Origin of the sequence: Halorubrum yunnanense, assembly GCF_026586675.1 — an archaeon.
Lineage (GTDB): Archaea > Halobacteriota > Halobacteria > Halobacteriales > Haloferacaceae > Halorubrum > Halorubrum yunnanense.
In genome coordinates this window covers 11891-28724 of sequence record NZ_JAODIX010000003.1, presented here as the reverse complement: position 1 = coordinate 28724, position 16834 = coordinate 11891, and the positions used below count along the sequence as shown (strand labels likewise).

14 protein-coding genes are annotated in these 16834 nt (G+C 68.8%); 6 read left to right on the top strand and 8 right to left on the bottom strand.

The genetic code is table 11. The features are described from left to right. Positions 1 to 82 precede the first annotated feature (82 nt). From N5096_RS01135 to pyrH, 3 genes are read right to left on the bottom strand one after another with little or no spacing between them, the layout of a single operon-like run. The gene (locus N5096_RS01135) at positions 83 to 340 is read right to left on the bottom strand and encodes a DUF7573 domain-containing protein (protein ID WP_267662506.1); all 258 of its coding nucleotides are present in this window, start codon (positions 338 to 340) and stop codon (positions 83 to 85) included. Beyond that, the gene (lysS, locus tag N5096_RS01130; protein ID WP_267662505.1) at positions 341 to 2026 is read right to left on the bottom strand and encodes a lysine--tRNA ligase; all 1686 of its coding nucleotides are present in this window, start codon (positions 2024 to 2026) and stop codon (positions 341 to 343) included. Continuing rightward, positions 2023 to 2748 (bottom strand): UMP kinase, encoded by a 726-nt coding sequence (pyrH, locus tag N5096_RS01125; protein WP_267662504.1) that lies wholly within the window; start codon positions 2746 to 2748, stop codon positions 2023 to 2025. The genes lysS and pyrH overlap by 4 nt, the downstream gene beginning before the upstream one ends. A 141-nt stretch (positions 2749 to 2889) precedes the next feature. Here pyrH and N5096_RS01120 point away from each other — a divergent pair, with 141 nt between their 5' ends. The 3 genes from N5096_RS01120 to N5096_RS01110 all read left to right on the top strand — a co-directional run bounded on the left by N5096_RS01120 (position 2890) and on the right by N5096_RS01110 (position 5780). Further along, complete coding sequence (locus N5096_RS01120) at positions 2890 to 3741, top strand: molybdopterin synthase (protein WP_267662503.1); 852 nt, start codon at positions 2890 to 2892, stop codon at positions 3739 to 3741. A gap of 424 nt (positions 3742 to 4165) precedes the next feature. Next, positions 4166 to 4426: a DUF7123 family protein gene (locus N5096_RS01115; protein WP_123113226.1), complete on the top strand. Its 261-nt coding sequence runs from the start codon at positions 4166 to 4168 to the stop codon at positions 4424 to 4426. Between the two features lie 202 nt (positions 4427 to 4628). Then, positions 4629 to 5780, top strand: coding sequence for a site-2 protease family protein (locus tag N5096_RS01110; protein WP_267662502.1), 1152 nt, complete (start codon positions 4629 to 4631; stop codon positions 5778 to 5780). Between the two features lie 18 nt (positions 5781 to 5798). Here N5096_RS01110 and N5096_RS01105 read toward each other — a convergent pair whose 3' ends face one another. From N5096_RS01105 to N5096_RS01090, 4 genes are all read right to left on the bottom strand, one after another. After that, a complete protein-coding gene (locus N5096_RS01105) occupies positions 5799 to 7472 on the bottom strand; it encodes an ABC1 kinase family protein (RefSeq protein ID WP_267662501.1) in 1674 nt (557 codons plus the stop codon). 3 nt (positions 7473 to 7475) lie between these two features. Further along, the gene (locus tag N5096_RS01100) at positions 7476 to 7847 is read right to left on the bottom strand and encodes an Hsp20/alpha crystallin family protein (RefSeq protein WP_267662500.1); all 372 of its coding nucleotides are present in this window, start codon (positions 7845 to 7847) and stop codon (positions 7476 to 7478) included. A 93-nt stretch (positions 7848 to 7940) separates the two neighbouring features. After that, a complete protein-coding gene (locus N5096_RS01095; protein ID WP_267662499.1) occupies positions 7941 to 8693 on the bottom strand; it encodes a DUF2391 domain-containing protein in 753 nt (250 codons plus the stop codon). A gap of 341 nt (positions 8694 to 9034) precedes the next feature. Next, on the bottom strand, positions 9035 to 9838 hold the full coding sequence (locus tag N5096_RS01090; protein ID WP_267662498.1) for an alpha/beta fold hydrolase: 804 nt from the start codon (positions 9836 to 9838) through the stop codon (positions 9035 to 9037). Between the two features lie 189 nt (positions 9839 to 10027). On the opposite strand from N5096_RS01090, the gene N5096_RS01085 reads away from it, so the two are divergent. Further along, positions 10028 to 10339, top strand: a complete 312-nt coding sequence (locus N5096_RS01085; protein WP_267662497.1) for a DUF7127 family protein — start codon at positions 10028 to 10030, stop codon at positions 10337 to 10339. After that, complete coding sequence (locus N5096_RS01080) at positions 10336 to 12603, top strand: CDC48 family AAA ATPase (RefSeq protein WP_267662496.1); 2268 nt, start codon at positions 10336 to 10338, stop codon at positions 12601 to 12603. Before N5096_RS01085 ends, N5096_RS01080 begins: the two co-directional genes overlap by 4 nt. 70 nt (positions 12604 to 12673) lie before the next feature. Here the strand turns inward: N5096_RS01080 and N5096_RS01075 are convergent, their stop codons facing one another. After that, positions 12674 to 12913 carry a DUF8029 family protein gene (locus N5096_RS01075; RefSeq protein WP_267662507.1) on the bottom strand — a complete coding sequence of 80 codons (240 nt, stop codon included), beginning with the start codon at positions 12911 to 12913 and terminating at the stop codon, positions 12674 to 12676. 428 nt (positions 12914 to 13341) lie between these two features. Here N5096_RS01075 and N5096_RS01070 point away from each other — a divergent pair, with 428 nt between their 5' ends. After that, on the top strand, positions 13342 to 16491 hold the full coding sequence (locus N5096_RS01070) for an adenosylcobalamin-dependent ribonucleoside-diphosphate reductase (RefSeq protein WP_267662495.1): 3150 nt from the start codon (positions 13342 to 13344) through the stop codon (positions 16489 to 16491). The last annotated feature ends 343 nt before the right edge of the window (positions 16492 to 16834 follow it).

Below are 16834 nucleotides of genomic sequence, written 5' to 3'. Positions count from 1 at the left end.
CCGTAAACATCCCAACCCAGCGGTGCAGTGCCGTGGGAATCCTCGCGCTTCAGCGCGGGGAGGATGTCAAATCTCGCCGCGGTCACCACTCCTTGCAGGCGGCACAGACGAGGGCGTCGCCGTCGAGCCAGCGCCGCGCGACCGAGTCGCCGCACCGATCGCAGGCGGCGCCGCCGGTCGTCCAGGCTGCGGTCGGGGTCGCCGGATCGGCGTCGGCGTCATCGAGCGCGTCGGCGTCGTCACCCTCCTCGTCGGTATCGTCTCTCTCGTCGTCGACGGCGGCCGGCCCGTCGTCGACACCGCCGCCGGCGAACTCGTCGAGCGAGCGGTCCTCCGGCATCTACGCCTCCCGGCGGAGCCGCGCCACGACGTAGTCGCGCTCCAGTTCGCCGAGGAACTCGCCGAGCCGCGGCCCCTGCGTGTCGTCGAAGAAGAGCCGGTAGCCGGCGGCGAAGAAGTCGCCGACCTCGACGTCGTGCGCGCGGGCCGTCTCGTACATCTCGGCCTGGATCGCGTCGCCGTCGCGGCCCGCGGCGACGAAGTCGGCGAGGTCGTCGAGCGCGGCCGCGACGTCGTCGTCGAACTCGGCGTCCGGCAGGTCGGTCTGAAGTCGGTAGTCGTACTCGTTGCCGGTGCGCTCGGCCCAGTTGCGCGCCTTCTCGACGCGGGCGAGCGCGGCGTCGACGACCTCCTCGGAGGCGTCCTCGGGGATGTGACCCTCGTCGCGGGCGAGCCGCTCGCGGAAGTCGGGGTCGTCGACCATCCCGAGGACCGCCGCGAACGTGTACGGGAGCCGGACCGGCTTCTCGGTTGGCGGGTCGTCGGCGCGGCCGACGACGAACGGGTAGGCGCGCTCGGCGAAGGCGGTCAGGTCCTCGTCGTCGACCTCCCCGAAGTAGGCGCGCTCGAAGCGGTCGAACCGGTCGACGAGCTGGTCGAGCCGCTCGATATCGAGGTCGCGGGCCTTCTTCGGATGGAGCGCGAAGAAGTAGCGAAGCACCGCGGGCTCGAGCAGTTCGAGCAGCTCCGGCACGGTGACGACGTTGCCGGCCGACGAGGAGAGCGGCTCCCCGTTGAGCGTGAACCACTCGTACACCATCGGAACGGGCGGTTCGACCCCGAAGACGTTCCGCGCGACGTCGACGCCGGAGGGCCACGACCCCTCCGCGTGGTCCTTGCCGAACGGCTCGAAGTCGACGCCGAGCGCGTCCCACTGCCCGGGCCACTCCAGGCGCCACGGGAGCTTCCCCTCGCGGAACGTGGCTGTCCCCTCGTGGCCGCAGCCGTCGATGACCTCGTCGCCGACCGCCATATCGGTGCAGACGTAGTCGACGGTCTCCGCGTCGAGGTCGACGCCCGTGACCGTCTCGGTGACCTTCCCGCACTCCGCGCAGACCGGATTGAACGGGACGTACTCGCCGTCGACCTTGTCCTGGTACTCGGAGAGCACCTCACGGACGCCGTCGAGGTCGGAGAGGACCGTGCGGGTCGCGTCGTCGAAGTCACCGTCGGCGTACAGCTCGGTGTTCGATATCATCTCGACCTGGACGCCCAGCCGGTCGGCGTCGGCCTTCAGGAGGTCGGCGAAGTGGGCCGCGTACGACTCGCGCTCGCCGAACGGGTCCGGGATCGCGGTGTACGGCTGCCCGAGGTTGCGGCCAAGCGCGCCCGCGTCCACCTCGCCGAGGCCGACGATCTCACCGTCGGCGTTCGCGAGTTTCCGGGGGAGCTTGCGGAGGGGGTCCTTGTCGTCGGAGGTGAACACCTGCCGGACCTCGTGGCCGCGGTCGCGGAGCACCGCGGCGACGAAGTAGCCGCGCATGATCTCGTTGAAGTTGCCGAGGTGCGCGACCCCGGAGGGGGAGACACCGCCCTTGATAACGATCGGCTCGTCGGGGTCGCGGGCCTCGATCTCGTCGGCGACCACGTCGGCCCAGAAGGCGCGGAACTCCTCGCCGGCCCCCGCGGCGCCGTCGGTCCCGCTCGTCTGCTCCGAGAGGATGTGCGGGGAGTCGTCGCCGCTCACGCGTCGCTCGCCCCCGTCCAGTAGGTCGGCTCGTCGGTGTCGGTCGGGATCACGTCGGTTCCGGTGTGGTCGCCGCGGAGCACGGCGTCGACGACGACGTTCGGGTCCGTGCCGTCGAGGACGATAGAGCGGATCCCCGCCCGGTCGATCAGCTTGGCCGCGAGCAGGTCCACCGGCGCGGAGGCGCCGGCGTCCCGGCTCATCGGGAGCACGACGTCGACGAGCTCCGCCGGCGACACCGACCCGAACTGGGTGGCGTCCGGCTCGGCGTTGGGGTCGGCGTCGTACACGCCGTTCGCGCTCGTCGCGTACACGAGGAGGTCGGCGTCAACGGACTCGGCGAACGCGGCCGCGACGGCGTCGGTCGTCTGTCCGGGAGTGACGCCGCCCATCACCGACACCTCGCCGCGGCGGAGGGCGGCGGCCGCCTCGTCGTACCCTGTCGCCGGCGAGAGGTTCGCGCGACCGTCGAGCGCGGCGATAAGCAGGCGGGCGTTGAGTCGGGTGGTCCCGATGCCGAGCTGGTCGAGCTCGACCTCGTTGGCGCCGAGGTCGCGGGCCGTCTCGATGTAGTCGCGCGCGACGCCCCCGCCGCCGACGACGACGCCGACCTCGCAGCCGTCGGCGGCAATCCGCTCGATCGCCCCGGCGTACGCGGCCACCCGGTCGGGGTCGAGATCGGGCGCGAGCACGCTCCCGCCGATAGAAACGACGACTCTCATTACCGTCGCATACCCCTGTCGCGCTCTTAAGGATTATCAAGCCCGGACGCGGCCGGCTCCGAGGGAGGCGGCTCACGGAGAGAGCCGGGCGCTCCGTCGGCGGCGGGAAACGCCTAAGCCGCTCGCACCCCGCCCTGGGGTATGCAACCGATAGCGATCGCGGGCCCGGGCGCGGCGGACCTGGCGGCGGCGCTCACCGACCGGATTGACGGGCGAACCGCCGTCGTGAACCGCGCGAACGGCGATCTCGGCGGGGACACCGGAGAAGCTGAAGCCACCGACGGCGGCGTCGCGGTCGGGGCGCCGGCGGATCAGACCGACGCGGACACCCGGGTGACGCTCGGGGAGGACGGCCGGTGGACCGGTCGCGGGAGCGCCGACGGGCTCGACGCGTTCCTCGACGGGCTCGCCCCCGATCACGACTTCCTCGTCGCCGTCGGCGACTCCCGGCTGCGCGTCCCGACGGTCCTGCTCGGAGCGGACGCGGAGGCCGAAGACGTGCCCGGGACGGTGATCGCCGCGGCGGACGCGCCCGAGGCCCTCGACCTCGACCGCCTCGTCGCCGACCTCGACGCCGCGGATCCGTGGATCACGCGCGAGACGCTCGTGCGACGCGTGGAGCGGTCGGCGGGCGCGGACCGCGCAGGCGCGATCGCGACGTTCACCGGGCGAGTCCGCGCCCAGGACGCGCCCGACGACGACCGTACCACCCACCTGGCGTTCGAGAAGTACGAGGGGGTGGCCGCGGAGCGAATGGACGCCATCGGGACCGAGCTGACCGAGCGCGACGGCGTGTTCGACGTCCGGATGCACCACCGGACGGGCGTGATCGAGGCGGACGAGGACATCGTCTTCGTCGTCGTCCTGGCCGGACACCGGCGGGAGGCGTTCCGGGCCGTCGAGGACGGGATCGACCGGCTGAAAGACGAGGTGCCGATCTTCAAGAAGGAGGCCACCGAGGCCGAGGAGTTCTGGGTCCACCGGCGCGACTGACCGGCGCTCGTTCCCGGGGCCGGCGTCGCTCGAGATCGGAGACGGCCAGGAACAATGGCCTCGCGGCCACGACCTTCTCCATAGGGGCTCGTCGCCCCGCGTGACCCGATCGACGACTCGCATCGGCGCTTCGCCGCGCGCGCACCGGACGAGAGACGGACCCCGCCCACCGTTACCGGAAATATTTCCAGGTTATTCCGGGAGTGAATCGTTCGCCGAGGCGAAGTAGCCCCATATTACTCGGAGGCCGTTTAACGTCTTTAACTGGAGTATAAAATTTCTAAGCCGTTTTGAAGCCGTTGTGAACGGTCCGTCAGACACGTTTTATCCCCTGGGGGCGGCCTGAAACGCCATGAAAGCCGCTGAACACCGTCCAACGGTCTCACCTTTATAACATCCTCCGGGGATAAGCGAGGAGTGTACTATGAGCGCGACTGCAAACCCCTCCGCGAATGCGAACCCCACCGACGACCTCAGCAAGGAAGAGCGGCTGAAGCGGTACCTGCTCGACCGCGCCGAGGACGGCGAGATGTACTTCAAGGGGAAGTTCATCGCCGACGACGTCGACCTCTCGCCGAAGGAGATCGGCGCCCTGATGGTGAAGCTCCGCGACTCCGCCACGGAGCTCACCGTCGAGAAGTGGTCGTACACGGGTGCGACGACTTGGCGCATCGAACCCGCCTGACCGAGGACCGCCGAACGGCGACGACCTACGAACCGCGCGCTCTCGCGCGTCCCCGCTTTCTCTCCGCGAACGCGGCCCCCGCCCTCCGGGGGTCGACCGTTCTCCAGATCGCTGCGACGTGACGTCGGTCGGCGGCAGCCGCGCGTCGACCCGCATCACCGTCGACGCGGGGTTTATACTCGCCGACCAGCTACGACCGACGATGCCAGAACACGAGGACGGGGAGGCGTCGGCGACCCTCGACGTCCCGCGTCCGGAGCCGCTGCGGACGTTCTTCCGAATCGACGAGGTGCGCCGGGAGGACGGGCGCGTCCGGTACGTCGGCGAGTCGTACGTCCCGGAGCGCACCCTGCTGCGGAAGCTGGTTCCGCCGTTTCGCGACGCCGGCTACGACGTCGATATCGAGGCCGACGGCGACGGCCACGTCGTCGTCGCGACGCCGTTCGACCGCGGACGCGACGGGATTCCGTGGCTCAACGTCGCCCTGTTCGCGGCCACGGTGTGTTCCACCCTGTTCGTCGGCGCGTACGGCTGGTACTACGTCGGCTGGGAGGAGATCGCCGCGAACCCCCTGACGATTCTGCGAGCCTGGCCGTTCACCGCGGCCGTGCTCGGCGTGCTGATGACCCACGAGCTTGGCCACTACGCCGCCGGCCGGTACCACGGGGTCAGCGTCTCACTGCCGTACGTCATCCCGTTTGTCTTCCCGTTCGGCACGCTCGGCGCGGTGATCCGGATGCGCGGGCGGATGCCCTCCCGGAAGGTGCTGTTCGACATCGGCGCGGCCGGACCGCTCGCGGGGCTCGTCGCCACCGTCGTGGTCACCGTCGTCGGGCTCTCGCTCGACCCGATCCGGGTCCCGGCGGAGCTCGCGAACGCCTCCGGGACGATGATCCGCTTCAACAACCCGCCGCTGCTGGATATCATCGCCGCGCTTATCGGGCAGCCGACGGCGTACGACGACCCGACGCTCACGGCGCACCCGGTGGTCATCGGCGGCTGGGTCGGGATGTTCTTCACCCTCCTGAACCTCCTCCCCGTCGGTCAGCTCGATGGGGGGCACATCGTGCGCGCGATGGTCGGCCCGCGCCAGGAGACGGTCGCGGCGCTCGTCCCCGGCGCGCTCTTTTCGATCGCCGCGTACCTCTACTTCTGGCGCGGCCTCGGTATCGACGAGTCGGTCGGGCTCTGGGGGTTCTGGGGCGTGTTCTCGCTCGTGATCGCGTTCAACGGACCCGCGGACCCCGACGACGAAGAGCGGCTGGGATGGGCCCGGTTCGCCGTCGGCCTCGCGACGTTCGCGCTCGGGGCGCTCTGTTTCTTGCTCGTCCCCATCCAAGTTGTCTCGGGCTGACGACCCGCCAGGGCTCTGTCAGTCCTCGCGTCGCTTTTTCATCCCTTGTCTGGTGAACTGCGGCGTGGTGCGGATGCCGCGCTTCTCCCGGAACGAGCGGTAGAGGGCGATGGCGAGCGGGACGGCGAGCAGGAGGACGACCCCCGCGATCCGCCACGCGTCGGCGAACGAGTAGAGGATCGTCGCGGAGAGGACGCCGACCGCGAGCAGCACCGAGTAGGCGATTCGCATCGCGAGCTTGTCGAGGACGTTCGAGTCGTCCTCGATCGTGACGTCGACGTGGAGGTCGCCGCGGTTCGCCCGCTCAAGGAAATCGTCGGCCTTCGGCGGGACGCTGAACAGCGCCTCGGTGGTGCGCTGGACCTGTCGCCCGGCGTCCTCGGCGAGGTCCCGGGCGGTCTGCTCGTAGTACCCCTCGTCCCTGAGGTAGTCGGTCGCCGTCGAGATGAAGTCGAACTCGGGGTCGAGGGTGACGCAGACCCCCTCGACGACGGTCGCGACGCGCAACACCAGCGCGAGGTCCGGAGGGAGTCGGAGGGGGAACTCGTAGATGGTCGACTCCACCTGTTCGATGATCTGGTTCACCTGGTACTGCTCGATGTCCTCACCGCTGGCGTCGGCGATGGCCAGCTCCATCACGTTGCCCATCACCTCGCGGTCGGCCTCCGGCGAGAGCGTCCCCATCGCGATCAGGGTGTCGAGGATGGCGTCGATGTCCTGCCGGGCGACGGCGACGTAGAACTCGATGATCTTCTCCTGGATGAACGGGTCCACGCGTCCGGACATCCCGAAGTCGTAGAAGATGACGGCGCCGTCGTCGTCGACGGCGAGGTTCCCTGGGTGGGGGTCGGCGTGGAACACGCCGTCGTCGATGATCATCTGGAGGTACACCTCCTGGAGCGTCTCGGCGATGGCGTTGCGGTCGAACCCCGCCGCGTCGAGGTCGTCGAGCCGGTTGATCTTCACCCCCGGCACGTACTCCATCGTGAGCACGCGGGGCCCGGAGACCTCCTCGTAGGCGGTGGGGATCCGGATCCGTTCGTTGCCGGCGAAGTTGCCGCGGATCTCCTCGAGCATCGCGCGCTCGCGCTCGTAGTCCATCTCCTCGCGGATCGTCTTCGCGAACTCGTCGGCGAGGTTCTCGAGCGAGAACGCCCGGCCGCTGCCGGTGAACCGCTTGACGAGGGGGATCGACCAGCGGATCGTCCGGAGGTCGGCCTCGACGAGCGACTCGATCCCCGGCCGGCGGACCTTCACGGCGACCTCGTCCCCCTCGTAGCGGGCGGTGTACACCTGCCCGAGGCTCGCACCGCTTATCGGGTCGCGGTCGAAGTCGTCGAACGTCTCGTCGACGGGGCCGAACTCCTCTTCGAGGACGACCCGCGACTCCTCCCACGGGGCGGGCGGCACGTCGTCTTGGAGCCCCTCTAACACCTCGATGTAGGCCGGCGGGAGGATGTCGGGCCGCGTCGAGAGGATCTGTCCGAGCTTGATGAACGTCGGGCCGAGGGTGAGCAGGATGTCGAGGAGGGTCGCGGCGCGCTCGCGCTGGGTCTCCGCGTCGACCTCGCGGCCCCCGCCGAAGAGGAAGTACCGCTTCCGGTCCCGCCAGTAGGCGAGGATCAGCGGCGAGAATTTTCGGAAGACCACGAAGAACCGCCAGTAGGCGCGAAGGTTAACCAGCGTGACCACCCGTCAGGCGTCGCTCCCGTCGGCGTCGTCGACCGGGATGGTGCGAGAGGCGTCGCCGGTCCGCTTCGGGATCGTGACCTCGAGGACCCCGCGGTCCATCTCGGCGTCCGCGCCGCTACCGTCCGCGTCGCCCGGAAGCGGGAGCTCCGCGTCGAGGAACAGCGGGCGGTCCTCGCGGACGTACCGGAACCCCTCGGGCACCCCCTTGTCGCGGCGGCCCTCGATGACGATCCGGCCGTCCTCGGCGAGCACCTCGGTCGTCTCCGCGGTCGCACCGGGGAGGTCGACGACGAGGACGTACCCGTCGTCTGATTCGAGCAGGTCCGCAAACACCGCGTCCGGGAGGTCCCGGAGCGCGTCACGTAGCGCTGACATGCAGCCGAGTACGGTCGCCGCGGCGAAAAAGGTGTGGAAAGGGGGGACCGAGACGAGCTGCCGAGCCGGGGGAGGCGCCGCGATCGGCGCGGGTCAGTCGCCGCGGTTGAACTCCAGGTCGATGTCGTCGAAGTCGAGGTGGTTGATGTCCTCGCCCTGCGACTCGCCCGGCACGATGTCGCCGAGGCTGGCGCCGAACGCGGCCCCGGCCCAGACGACCGCCACGCGCGAGACCCGTTCGAGCGCGGCGGGGTCGCCCTCATGGAGCCGCCCCCAGAGGACCATCATGAGCACGGACGTGAACAGCGAGACGAGCAGGATGCCGGCGTATCGCCGCGGGATGAGCCCGAAGATCGGGTGCCGGATCTCGATCTGTCGGAAGTCGGCGAAGTACAGCAGCCCGCCGGTCATGACCAGCACGAATCCCACGTGAGCGAGCAGGAAGACGGGGACGCCGCCCGGCGTCACCGCGGCGAACCACGCCGCGATCTCGAAGACGCCGCCCTCCACGAGCAGCGGGAGCGCGAAGATCACCGCCCCCACGAACGCCTCGGCCATGTCCCGCGACGTGTACTTCGTGATCCGCGACCTGAACGCGGAGCTCCCGGGCATCCGCTCGACGAGCGCGATGGTCTGACGCACCTTCTCCCGCTCGTGCCCCTCGTCGACGGTGTCGCTCAGGGCGTCGAGCTTCGCGAGGAGATCGTTGATGTCGGGGTTGTCGGGAGGCCGCGAGCCGCTTCCCGGGGCGGCCTCGCCCGCGCCGTCGGTCGAAGTCGGCAACCGGGCCTCGTCGGGGGGCGGACTCGATCCGGCGGATCCCCGTCCCGAGTCGTCGCCGTCCATTACCGAACGGTCGACGGGGGCGTCGGAAAAGCGTACCGGCAGGCCCAGCGGGTAGCGGCGATTAGCCACGATTGCGCCGCCGTCGACATTCCCGCGCGTCGGCCAGGCGGCGAATCATTTATTTATTGGTAGATGATAACATACAACACGAGGTGAGTACCGACGACATCGACGACCGAACCACGTACCCATCGACCGTCGGCGGTATCGCGCGACCGTAACCTGTCCGATCCACTCGTTTTTCAGCGGGGCGTACCCCTCTCGGCGTAGCCCTCCCGTCCCGGCGTTCACCCCCGAAGTCGTCGACTGACCCGTCCCGCTCGCGCAGGCCCCTCGCGCCCCTACTCGGGGCTCCCGGAGCGACGCTCGAGGAACGACGAGAGCGCGGCGTTGAACGCCGCGGGCCGTTCGAGCATCGCGAGGTGCGCGGCACCCTCGACCGTCGCGCGCTCGCAGTCGCCGATCCGGTCCGCGAGGTAGTCGTGGGACTTCGGCGGAGTGAGCGCGTCGTGCTCGCCGACGACCGCGAGCGACGGCGCCGCGACCTCGTCGAGGCGGTCGCGGACGTCGAACGCGTGGCAGGTCCGGAAGTCGCGCTCGGTGACGGCGCGGCCGCACTCCCGCATGCCGGCCTTCGAGAGCTCGACGTACTCCCCCGGCGCGTCGTGGAAGAGCCGGTCGTGTTCGTGGAGCAGGTCGATCGCCCGGTCGAAGTCGGTCGCGAGCGCGTCCAGCAGCGGCTCGGCGACCGCGAGCTTCGCGCCCGTGCCCGCGAGGACGAGGCCGTCGAGCGCGAGGTCGCGCTCCAGGGCGACCCACAGCGCCGCGGCGCCGCCGAGGGAGTTGCCGCAGAGGACGGTCGCACCCGTCTCCGCCGCGACCGCGGCAACGTCGTCCGCGTAGGCGTCGAGCGTCTCGGGGCCGGCGGGGTCGCCGTCGACGTCGACGCTGGCGATGTCGTCGCTGTCGCCGTGCCCGGACAGGTCGAGGGCGACGGCCGGGAACCGGTCGCCCAGGCGCGCCTGCGCCTTCCAGACGTCCTTGCTCCCGCCGCTTCCGTGGACGAAACAGACCGTCGGCCCGCCGCCCCCGCGGTCGGAGACGCGGTACGCGGTGTCGCGGCCGTCGTGGGTGACCCGTTCCATACCCGTTCTCCCGCCCGTGAGCTAATAAAGTCGGGCGGGCAGCGACGCCGTAGTGCGCGAAGAGACCGCGGCCGGGCCCGTCCCCGAGAGACCCCGAACCGCAACACTACCGATACGTCGCGTGAAATCTCACGTCATGCGATTTTTAGCGATGGATTTATATATCCTCGCGCCTAACTTGTAGTTAGCATGAATCACCAACAGACCCGCTCGACCGGAGACGGCCCGCTGCTCCGCCGGTTCGAGTACGAGGACGGGTGGATCGTCGCTGCCGACCTGGGCGCCGACGCCGCAAACGTGAGCGTCGACGCGGTCGGCGAGACCGCGATCGTCGTCGTCGAGGGCGAGGGCGAGCCGGCCGAGTCGGAGTTCGAACTACCAGGGGCGGCGACTTCGACCGCAGTCGCGAACGGCGTGGTCACGGTCGAGGGCGACGCGCTCGAGGACGACACGGCCGAGGACGACACGGCCGAGGACGACACGACGGAGGGCGAGCGATGAAACTCACCGTCAGACCCCTCAAGCAGAAGGACGCCGGTCGCCGCCTCGCGGCGATCGACCGCGTCGCGGCCGAGGAGCTGGGGCTCTCCGGCGGCGACATCGTCCGCGTCGAGGGCTCGGACGGGGCCGCGATCGCCCGCGTCTGGCCCGGCTACCCGGAGGACGACGGCAGCGGCGTCGTGCGCATCGACGGGCGACTCCGCCAGCAGGCGAACGTCGGGATCGACGACCGCGTGACGGTCGAGTCGGTCGACGTCTCCCGGGCGGAGTCGGTCACGATCGCCTTCCCGAGCCAGCTTCGCGTTCGCGGGCAGATCGCCCCGTTCATCCGCGACAAGCTCTCCGGCCAGCCGGTGACCGAGGGGCAGACGATCCGCACGTCGATGGGCTTCGGCCTGATGGGCGGCCAGTCGCAGGCGGTCCCGATGAAGGTCGCCTCGACGACCCCGTCGGGGACGGTCGTCATCACCGACGACACCGAGATCGAGATCTCCGAGGTCTCCGCCGAGGAGCTCACCGAGCAGAGCGAGGGCGCCGACGGGGCCAGCGAGGGCCCGGACGTCACCTACGAGGATATCGGGGGGCTCGACGGCGAGCTCGAGCAGGTCCGCGAGATGATCGAGCTGCCGATGCGGCACCCGGAGCTGTTCAAGCGGCTCGGCATCGACCCGCCGAAGGGCGTGCTCCTGCACGGCCCGCCGGGCACGGGGAAGACGCTGATCGCGAAGGCCGTCGCCAACGAGATCGACGCGAACTTCCACACGATCTCCGGGCCGGAGATCATGTCGAAGTACTACGGCGAGAGCGAAGAGCAGCTCCGTGAGGTGTTCGAGGAGGCCTCAGAGGAGGCGCCCTCGATCATCTTCATGGACGAGCTCGACTCGATCGCGCCCAAACGCGAGGAGGCCGGCGGCGACGTCGAACGGCGCGTCGTGGCCCAGCTGCTCTCGCTGATGGACGGGCTCGAGGACCGCGGCGAGGTCGTCGTCATCGGCGCGACTAACCGCGTCGACGCCATCGACCCCGCGCTCCGGCGGGGCGGGCGCTTCGACCGCGAGATCGAGGTCGGCGTCCCCGACCGCGACGGGCGCAAGGAGATCCTGCAGGTCCACACGCGGAACATGCCGCTCGTGGACGGGATCGACTTAGACGAGTACGCGGAGAACACCCACGGCTTCGTCGGGGCCGACCTCGAGTCGCTCGCGAAGGAGTCCGCGATGCACGCGCTGCGCCGGATCCGCCCCGAGCTCGACCTCGAGAGCGACGAGATCGACGCCGACGTGCTGAACTCCATCCAGGTCACCGAGAACGACTTCAAGCAGGCCATAAAGGGCATCGAGCCCTCTGCCCTCCGCGAAGTGTTCGTCGAGGTCCCGGACGTCAGCTGGGACCAAGTCGGCGGTTTGGAGGGGACGAAAGAGCGCCTCCGCGAGACGATCCAGTGGCCGCTCGAGTACCCCGAAGTGTTCGAGGAGCTCGACATGCAGGCCGCCAAAGGCGTCCTGCTGTACGGCCCGCCGGGCACGGGGAAGACCCTGCTCGCGAAGGCCGTCGCCAACGAGGCGGAGTCGAACTTCATCTCGATCAAGGGGCCGGAGCTGCTGAACAAGTACGTGGGCGAGTCCGAGAAGGGCGTCCGCGAGGTGTTCAGCAAGGCCCGCGAGAACGCGCCGACGATCGTGTTCTTCGACGAGATCGACTCGATCGCGACCGAGCGCGGCACGAACTCCGGCGACTCCGGCGTCGGCGAGCGCGTCGTCTCCCAGCTGTTGACCGAGCTTGACGGGCTCGAGTCGCTGGAGGACGTCGTCGTCGTCGCGACGACCAACCGCCCCGACCTCATCGACTCGGCGCTGCTCCGGCCCGGCCGCCTCGACCGCCACGTCCACGTACCCGTGCCGGACGAGGGGGCGCGCCGGAAGATCCTGGAGGTCCACACCCGGGACAAGCCCCTGGCCGACGACGTCGACCTGGACGCGGTCGCCCGGCGGGCGGAGGGGTACGTCGGCGCCGACCTCGAGGCGGTCGCGCGCGAGGCGTCGATGAACGCCTCCCGGGAGTTCATCGGCAGCGTCACGTCCGAGGAGATCGGCGAGTCCGTGGGCAACGTCCGCGTGACGATGGCCCACTTCGAGGACGCGCTGAACGAGGTGAACCCGAGCGTCACTCCCGAGACGCGGGAGCGCTACGCGGAGATCGAAGAGCAGTTCCAGCGGTCGGACGTGGACCGCACGGACGCCGAGCCCGGCGGCGCCTTCCAGTAATCGGAGCGTGGGGGTCGGCCCGGTCGAGCGACTCGATTCGCCCCGAATCGGTCGCGGCCGCGGGTTCCTTTTAAATCAGTCCGATCGTCGACAGCAGGAAGAACGCGGCGACGAGCACGATCCCGATCGTGACCAGCCGCCACGCGAGCTTCAGTACAAACTTGCCGACGACGATAATGATCGCGACAGCGACCAGGGCGACGAGCAGCTGCCCCGCTTGACTGGCCAGGAGCCCGGCCTGAAGCGGGAGCGACGATACCAACGGGGCGAGCGATGCGGTCATGTCCGGGCCCACGAGGACGTCCGGTATAAGCTTGTGGGGGAGACGCCACGCCGGCAATTGTCGAATTCTGATAGATATCCTGGCAGTTACTGTGACAGCAGATCGATAGGGGTCTCGCTCTCGACGGTCGGAATCGCGGTAACACGGAACGGTACACCGGAAATCGGGGGCGATCAACCCCCCTTTTGTTCCGGTGGGAGAGTCGCCGCTTCCGTCGGTTTCGCGCCGAGGTGATCAGTTTCACTCCGCTCTGGCCATGCTTATGTGTCCGGAACACGTGGCATCGTAACGTAATCGAATCCGGCGTCAGAGACGCGGACCGGGAATTACATACCGAATCGAACAGGTAGCCACCTATCCGGGCCGGGAGCGGAACACAAAAGTGCCTGCTGCGACAGTACGTAGACACAATATATGAGCCAGAACGCACGTCAACCGAGCGGGGTGGCCGTCGAATGAGCAGCGACGGCGTCGCCGCCGACGAACTCGAACTGCCGATCAAACGAACCACAGGCGAGACGATGGAGGAGCGCCTCACCGCCAACGCCTACCACAACATCCTGCCCGCGCGGTACCTCCGGAAGAACGCGGACGGGGAGAACATCGAGAGCCCCGAGGAGCTGTTCGACCGCGTCGCGCGCAACGTCGCGCTCGCGGAGGCGGTCTTCGAGGCCGACAACCAGGACGTCGAGGTCACGGTCACGCCCGACCAGCTGAAGCCCGACCACCCGCGGCGCGACGAGCTCGCTGAGGAGGTCTTCGGCGCGGGGACCACCGCCGAGGACGAGGCGGAGACGACGCTGACCGCGCACAACGTCAACAAGTTCGCGTACGACACTGTCGTCCCCGAGCTGCCCGAGGGCGTGCGCGAGCACGTCGAGGCGACCGCGGACCGGTTCCGCGACGGGATGGAACGGCTCTCGTTCATGCCGAACTCGCCGACCCTGATGAACGCGGGCGACGAGCTCCAGCAGCTCTCCGCCTGCTTCGTCGACTCGCCCGAGGACGACATCACCGACATCCACCAGACCGCCAAGGAGGCGGCCGAGGTGTTCCAGTCCGGCGGCGGCATGGGGTACGCCTTCTGGAAGCTCCGCCCGTACGGCGACTCCGTCGGCTCGACCGGCGGCATCGCCTCCGGGCCGATCACGTTCATGCGGACGTTCGACCAGATGTGCGAGACAATCGCGCAGGGCGGCGCGCGCCGCGGCGCCCAGATGGGCGTCATGCGCGTCTCGCACCCCGACGTTATCCAGTTCATCCACGCGAAGAACAAGGACGTCTCGCTGGCCCACTCGCTGCGCCTGAACGACCCCGACGACTTCACGCACAACTCCTTCGCGGACGCCTTAGAGGAGGCCCGGGAACTCATCGACGAGGACGGGAAGGTGCCCGAGCACCTCCGGAACGCCGTCGAGGGCCACCTCTCGAACTTCAACATCAGCGTCGGCGTCACCGACGACTTCATGGAGGCGCTGTACAACGACGAGGAGTTCACCTTCACCAATCCCCGCACGGAGGAGCCGCACGTCGCGACCCCCGAGACGAAGGAGATTTACGACATGTTCGGCCTCGGCGAGTACGTCGAGGTCGGCGAGGAGCTCTCGATCCCGGCGCAGGAGCTGTGGGACGACATGATCGAGGGCGCCCATGAGAACGGCGAGCCGGGCGTCATCTACCTCGAACGCGTCAACAAGGAACATTCGTTCGATGTAGAAGAAAATCCAGACCATAGAATTCTCGCAACAAACCCCTGCGGCGAGCAACCGTTGGAGGAGTACGAGGCGTGTAACCTCGGTCACATCAACCTCTCGACGCTCGCGGCGCAGGACGCGCCGGACTGGCGCGTCTGGTCCGCCGAGCACGCCGACGAGTACGACTCGCAGGAGGCCGCCATGTCGGCGTTCCTCGACGAGGCGATCGACTTCGAGGAGTTCGACGAGCGGATCGACTACGGCACCCGCTTCCTCGAGAACGTCGTGACGATGTCGGACTTCCCGGTCGACAAAATCGAGGAGAAGGTCCGGGATATGCGGAAGATCGGCCTGGGGATCATGGGGCTCGCCCAGCTGTACATCCAGCTGGGGATCCAGTACGGCACCGAGGAGGGCAACGAGGTCGCCCGCCAGCTGATGACCCACATCAACCACGCGTCGAAGCAGGCCTCCCACGAGCTCGCGCAGGAGCGCGGGACGTTCAGCGACTGGGAGGAGTCGAAGTACGCGAACCCCACGGAGTACCGCGACTGGTTCGAGCACTACACCGGGCTCGACGCCGACGAGTGGGAAGACGGGTTCCCGATCCGCAACCACAACACGACGACGATCGCGCCCACGGGCACGACGTCGATGATTGGGAACACCACCGGGGGCTGCGAGCCCATCTACAACGTCGCCTTCTACAAGAACGTCTCCGACGACGTCCAGGGCGACGAGATGCTCGTCGAGTTCGACGACTACTTCCTGCGCACCTTGGAGGCGAACGACGTCGACGTCGACGCCGTCAAGCAGGAGGCCCAGACGCAGATGGCCGAAAACGAGTTCGACGGCGTGGACGGGCTGGAGACGGTCCCGGAGGCGATTGGCGAGCTGTTCGTCGTCACCGGCGACCTCTCGGGCAAGCAGCACGCGGCGGTCCAGTGCGCGTGTCAGGAGGGCGTCGACTCCGCCATCTCGAAGACGTGTAACTTCCCGAACGACGCCACCGCCGAGGAGATGGAGGACGTGTACCGCTACATCTACGACCACGGCGGGAAGGGCGTCACCGTCTACCGCGACGGCACCCGCTCGAAGCAGGTGCTCACGACGCGCGCGAAGAACGCGGAGTTCGCCGACGAGAGCGAGGCGGCCGAGGCGATCGTCGAGCAGATCGGCGAGGTGTTCGGGGGCGTCGAGGCGTTCCTCGACAACGAGGACGTCCAAGCCGCGATTGACGCGGAGATCTCGGACCTGCTCGAGGCGAGCGAGCAGCCGCAGATCGACTACAGCGAGCGCAGCCCGCGCCCCGACTCCCTGAACGGGGTCACCCAGCGCGTCGAGACGGGGTACGGCAAGCTGTACGTCACCATCAACGAGGACGAGAACGGCCGGCCGTTCGAGCTGTTCGCGAACATCGGCCACTCCGGCGGCTACACCAACTCCTTCACCGAGGCCCTCGCGAAGGTCATCTCGACGGCGCTCCGCTCGGGCGTCGACCCCGAGGAGATCGTCGACGAGCTACAGGGCACCCGGAGCCCGAAGGTCGCGTGGGACAAGGGCGAGCAGATCCAGTCGATCCCCGACGCGATCGGTACCGCGCTCCGCCGCTACCTCGACGACGAGATCGAGAAGGGGATCCCGCAACAGCAGAGCCTCGACGACGTCGAGCGCGACCTGGCGAGCGAGCCGACGAGCCAGACCGACGGCGGCGCTGTGGACGCGGTCGACGCCCCGAACGCGAACGGGCCCGGCCCGGCGACCGAGGACGACGCGGCGGGCGCCGACGACGCGATGCAGGAGCTCATCGCGGCGGGCGAGTCGCCCGAGTGTCCCGACTGCGGGGGCATGAACCTCTACTACTCCGAGGGCTGCAAGACGTGCGAGTCGTGCGGCTGGTCGGAGTGCTAGACGAGGCGGGCCGTCGGTAACGAGCGGTCGACGACGCGATTTTTTAACACCGGTACGGAGCCGGAAGTGAGAGATAGCGGGAGTAGGTATAGTACATCGCGAGTGGGGTCGGTTATACGTGACCGAGTGGTGTTGCTGTCGGCTACTTATAAATGGTGGACGGCTCTGCGGTGAACATCTCCAAAGCCCCAGCCGGCGAGGCGGGCGCACGCTCGCTGCGCTCCTCAGTCGCTCGTTACACTCGCTCCTTGCGGTGCTTGTGTCGCCTGCGCCCGCCTCGCCGGCTGCCCCTTTGAGTCCCACCCAACCGCACAGCACCGCACCCCACGCCTCCCCAACCTCG

Bases quoted from the DNA above. Each gene is read 5' to 3' on its own strand.
- N5096_RS01095 (WP_267662499.1), bottom strand. From the start codon at position 8,693: ATGGACGGCGACGACTCGGGACGGGGATCCGCCGGATCGAGTCCGCCC.
- N5096_RS01120 (WP_267662503.1), top strand. From the start codon at position 2,890: ATGCAACCGATAGCGATCGCGGGCCCGGGCGCGGCGGACCTGGCGGCG.
- pyrH (WP_267662504.1), bottom strand. From the start codon at position 2,748: ATGAGAGTCGTCGTTTCTATCGGCGGGAGCGTGCTCGCGCCCGATCTC.
- N5096_RS01080 (WP_267662496.1), top strand. From the start codon at position 10,336: ATGAAACTCACCGTCAGACCCCTCAAGCAGAAGGACGCCGGTCGCCGC.
- N5096_RS01085 (WP_267662497.1), top strand. From the start codon at position 10,028: ATGAATCACCAACAGACCCGCTCGACCGGAGACGGCCCGCTGCTCCGC.
- N5096_RS01070 (WP_267662495.1), top strand. From the start codon at position 13,342: ATGAGCAGCGACGGCGTCGCCGCCGACGAACTCGAACTGCCGATCAAA.
- N5096_RS01115 (WP_123113226.1), top strand. From the start codon at position 4,166: ATGAGCGCGACTGCAAACCCCTCCGCGAATGCGAACCCCACCGACGAC.
- N5096_RS01135 (WP_267662506.1), bottom strand. From the start codon at position 340: ATGCCGGAGGACCGCTCGCTCGACGAGTTCGCCGGCGGCGGTGTCGAC.
- N5096_RS01090 (WP_267662498.1), bottom strand. From the start codon at position 9,838: ATGGAACGGGTCACCCACGACGGCCGCGACACCGCGTACCGCGTCTCC.
- N5096_RS01110 (WP_267662502.1), top strand. From the start codon at position 4,629: ATGCCAGAACACGAGGACGGGGAGGCGTCGGCGACCCTCGACGTCCCG.
- N5096_RS01100 (WP_267662500.1), bottom strand. From the start codon at position 7,847: ATGTCAGCGCTACGTGACGCGCTCCGGGACCTCCCGGACGCGGTGTTT.